Here is a 3869-nt window from a genome sequence, read left to right as displayed (position 1 = left end):
GATCCTCTTCGACAAGGACGGCAAGTCTCTCCTGGCGCCGCTGAACTAAGGCGCCCTGCAGCTCCTCCCGACTGGGCTCCGGCAATGCCGGGGCCCTTTTTCTTTGGCATGTCGAATCCTCGGACCGCCAAACGTCGTCCTTCGCGTCTCGCTGACACAGGTTGTCACGACGGCGGGCTAGACCGGTTTCGGCCTGCTGCGATGGCCGCAAGGCCTGACAGTGCCCATCCGGACGAAAGACATGACCCTCAAGAGGACTAAGCAATGCGTCCCTTTCACCATATCCTGGCGAACAATCTCGTGGCCAATGTCACGAATTTCACCGTCTGGTTCGCCGTAACCTTCTGGGTGTTCATCGAAACCCAGTCGGTCTTCGCCACCGGCATGATCGCCGGTATCTTCCTCGTCTTCACCGCGGCCTTCGGCATCTGGTTCGGCTCGATCGTCGACCACAATTCCAAACGCCTCGCCATGCTGGGTTCCAGCGTCGTCTCCGGCATCTGCTACATTGTCGGACTGGCCATGGTGTTGCTGGAGCCCGAAGGCGCCTTCCGCAACCCCTATGGGCCATATCTCTGGCTCTTCATCGTCCTGGTGATGCTGGGCGTCATCGCCGGCAATATCCGCTCCATTGCCCTGCCGACCCTCGTCACCATCCTCATCCCCGAAGATCGCCGCGACAAAGCCAACGGCCTTGTCGGCATGGTTTCCGGCATCGGCTTCCTCACGACCTCGGTGATCTCGGGTTTCCTCGTCGCCTTCACCGGCATGCTCGGCGTCCTGGTCCTGGCGATCAGCGCAACGATCCTCGCCTTCGTCCACCTCAGCTTAGTCAAAGTCGACGAGGGCAGGGCGCCCCATGATCCCGAAGCGCCACCCGAAGCCAGGCGCGTCGATATCGCCGGCACCATTCGCGTGATCGCCGCCGTACCCGGGCTCTTTGCGCTGATCTTCTTCGCCACCATCAACAATTTCCTCGGCGGCATCTTCATGGCGCTGCTCGATGCCTATGGACTGTCGCTGGTGTCGGTCGAAGTCTGGGGCCTGCTCTTCGGCGTTCTCTCGACCGCCTTCATTCTCAGCGGCATCGTCATCGCCAAGACCGGGCTCGGCAAAAACCCGCTCCGCACGCTGCTCATGGTGAATGTGATCACGTGGGCCGTCTGCTGCGTGTTCACCCTACAGGCCTCGATCTGGCTGCTGGCGGCCGGCTGTTTCGTCTGGATGCTGCTCGGCCCCTATGCCGAAGCCGCCGAACACACGACGCTGCAAAAGGTGGTGCCGCTCGAGCGCCAGGGCCGCGTCTTCGGCTTCGCTCAATCGGTGGAACAGGCGGCCTCGCCGCTCACCGCCTTCCTCATCGGGCCGTTGACGCAGTTCGTGGTGATCCCGTTCATGACGGATGGGGCAGGGGCTCAGGCCATCGGCTCGTGGTTCGGCACCGGCCCGGCCCGCGGCATTGCACTTGTTTTCATCGTGGCCGGCCTGGTCGGCCTCGTCATCACCGTGCTCGCGTTCAATTCCCGCTACTATCGGGAACTGTCCGCCGCCTATGCCGACAACAAGGATGATGACGGTGACGGCGGGGCGGCAGTCGCCAACCCCGCCTGATAGTCCCGATTACGCTGGCAGCGCGTCTGCCGGCGTTTCCTTGGTGGTCTTCGGCGGGAATGCCAAAGCCAGCGCCGCGGCCGCAATGCCGACGGCTGCCGAGGTCACATAGAGCCAGTGATAGTCCCCAAACGTATCGAACAACCACCCGCCGCCCACGGGGCCAAAGGCCATACCGATCGACGAGGTCATGGTAATGCCGCCGAGCACGGTCCCCATGACATTGGGCCCGAAATAGTCCCGCGCCAGCACCGAATAGAGCGGCATCACGCCGCCATAGACGAGCCCCAGCACCACGGCCAGCATATAAAAATGCTGCAGGTCGCTGACATAGATGTAGCAGTAGATCCCGATCGCCTGCATCGCGAGGCCAACGACGATGACCCGCTTGACCCCGATCCGGTCGGCCAGCACACCAAAGATCACGCGCCCAAAGAGGCCCGCAAAACCCTCGACACTATAAATGGTCGCGGCCCCCAGCGCCGACACACCGCAGAGCATCGCATAGCTGACGGTATGGAAAATCGGCCCCGAATGTGCCGCACAGCAGAGGAAGAACACCCCCGCCAAGATGAAGAACTGCGGCGTGCGGAAGATCGCGCCCATGTTGATGGGACGCGGCTCGGCCGGCGCAACGTCGCTGCCCGGCGAAGGCGCCTCAGCCAAAGCCGCCGGCGCACGACGGATCAGGAAAGCCGCCGGGATGATCAGCACAGCCGCCGCAATCGCCGTCATCATCATGGCGCTGCGCCAACCATAGGTGGCAATGAGCACCGTCGCCAGCGGCGTTATCGTCATGGGCGCAATGCCGCCGCCCACCGAGACCAGCGAGACGGCGAGACTGCGGTGCTTGTCAAACCAGCCCAGCGTGGTGGCGATGAGCGGCGCAAAGAACGCGCCGCCAGACGCCCCGACCAGGCCGCCATAGGCAAGCTGAAACACCAGCAGATCCGTCGCCCGGCTGGCAATAAACAAGCCAAGGCCAAGCATCACCGCCGCGATCAGCACCACCGGACGCGCGCCAATCCGGTCCGTCAGCGTGCCCCATATAAAGCCGGCAATGCCCATGACGATGAAACCGACCGTCATCGCGCCGGAAATGCCCGCGCGGGTCCATCCCGTTTCTTCTGCAATGGGCTGTAGATAGACTGGCAGGGCGAACATCGCGCCCATCGCCAAACAAGTGATCACCGCGCCGGCGGCGACGATGACCCAACCGTAGTGCCGTTCCATTCCGAAGGTCCTCCACAAGGAATATGCCTTCACGACGGATGAGGCGCCCGGATTTGAACACGCGCAACACAATTCTTCTGTCGCGTGACTTCTTGGAGTCCAAGCTGCCCGCGCCAGACTATCGGGAGCCCCCGACCTCTGTCCTAGAGGAGGACATTGTCGATTAGGCGTGTGCTGCCCAAAAAGGCCGCGAGGGCAATAAGACAACCGTCATTGCCAACAGTCTGGAGGGGGGCGAGGCTACTGCGGTCGCGGACTTCCCAATACTGAATGGCGATACTTGGTTCGTGGGCCAATGTTGCGCGGCCGAGGGCTTCAAGCTTTGCTGCATCGCGCTCGCCGGCCTTGTAGGCCTCGAAGGCCGCGAGAAGACTCTGATAAAGAAGCGGCGCAGCCGCACGTTGGGCTGGGTCGAGATAGACGTTGCGCGAGCTCATCGCCAGACCATCCGCCTCACGCACAATGGCCCCGCGGACGATCTCGACGGGAACGTTGAGGTCGCGGACCATGCGTTCGATCACCGCGCATTGTTGTGCGTCCTTTTGCCCAAAGAACGCAAAATGAGGCTGGGTCAGATTGAAAAGCTTCAGCACAACCGTGGCGACGCCGCGGAAATGCCCCGGACGCAAAGCGCCACAGAGCGGTAGCGAGACTGCTTCCTCGACCACGAAGGTCGAGTTGTCAGACGGGTAAACCTCTGTTGGCTCGGGCAAAAACAGCGCATCGACGCCTGAAGCCTCCAGCAAGGCAATGTCCTTCTCGATCGGTCGCGGATAGCGCGCCAGGTCCTCCTGCGGACCGAACTGCAGCGGATTGACGAAAATGCTGGCAATGACCGTGTCGCAATGCGTCTTGGCCAAGTCCATGAGGCTGATGTGGCCAGCATGAAGCGCGCCCATCGTGGGCACGAGGCCAACTTTGCTGCCGCTAGGCAAAGCGTTGCGCCAAGCCCGCAACTCGGCGATCGTGCGAAGGACCTTGGTCATGCAAGGATGCTCCAGGTAGTGGGAAGCGGCCTTCAGGCC

The 3869-nt window shown here is 62.3% G+C and carries 3 protein-coding genes; 1 reads left to right on the top strand and 2 read right to left on the bottom strand.

Translation table 11 applies throughout. The annotated features are described in order from the left end of the window. Positions 1 to 264: 264 nt before the first annotated feature. Complete coding sequence (locus J0I64_RS03035; RefSeq protein ID WP_291406148.1) at positions 265 to 1611, top strand: MFS transporter; 1347 nt, start codon at positions 265 to 267, stop codon at positions 1609 to 1611. A 9-nt stretch (positions 1612 to 1620) separates the two neighbouring features. Here J0I64_RS03035 and J0I64_RS03030 read toward each other — a convergent pair whose 3' ends face one another. Further along, positions 1621 to 2844: an MFS transporter gene (locus tag J0I64_RS03030; RefSeq protein WP_291406147.1), complete on the bottom strand. Its 1224-nt coding sequence runs from the start codon at positions 2842 to 2844 to the stop codon at positions 1621 to 1623. A gap of 143 nt (positions 2845 to 2987) precedes the next feature. After that, positions 2988 to 3830: a pantoate--beta-alanine ligase gene (gene panC / locus J0I64_RS03025; RefSeq protein WP_291406146.1), complete on the bottom strand. Its 843-nt coding sequence runs from the start codon at positions 3828 to 3830 to the stop codon at positions 2988 to 2990. Positions 3831 to 3869 lie beyond the last annotated feature (39 nt).

The organism is Devosia sp. (assembly GCF_017307565.1).
GTDB lineage: Bacteria > Pseudomonadota > Alphaproteobacteria > Rhizobiales > Devosiaceae > Devosia.
This window is presented reverse-complemented; position numbering and strand designations above follow the sequence as displayed.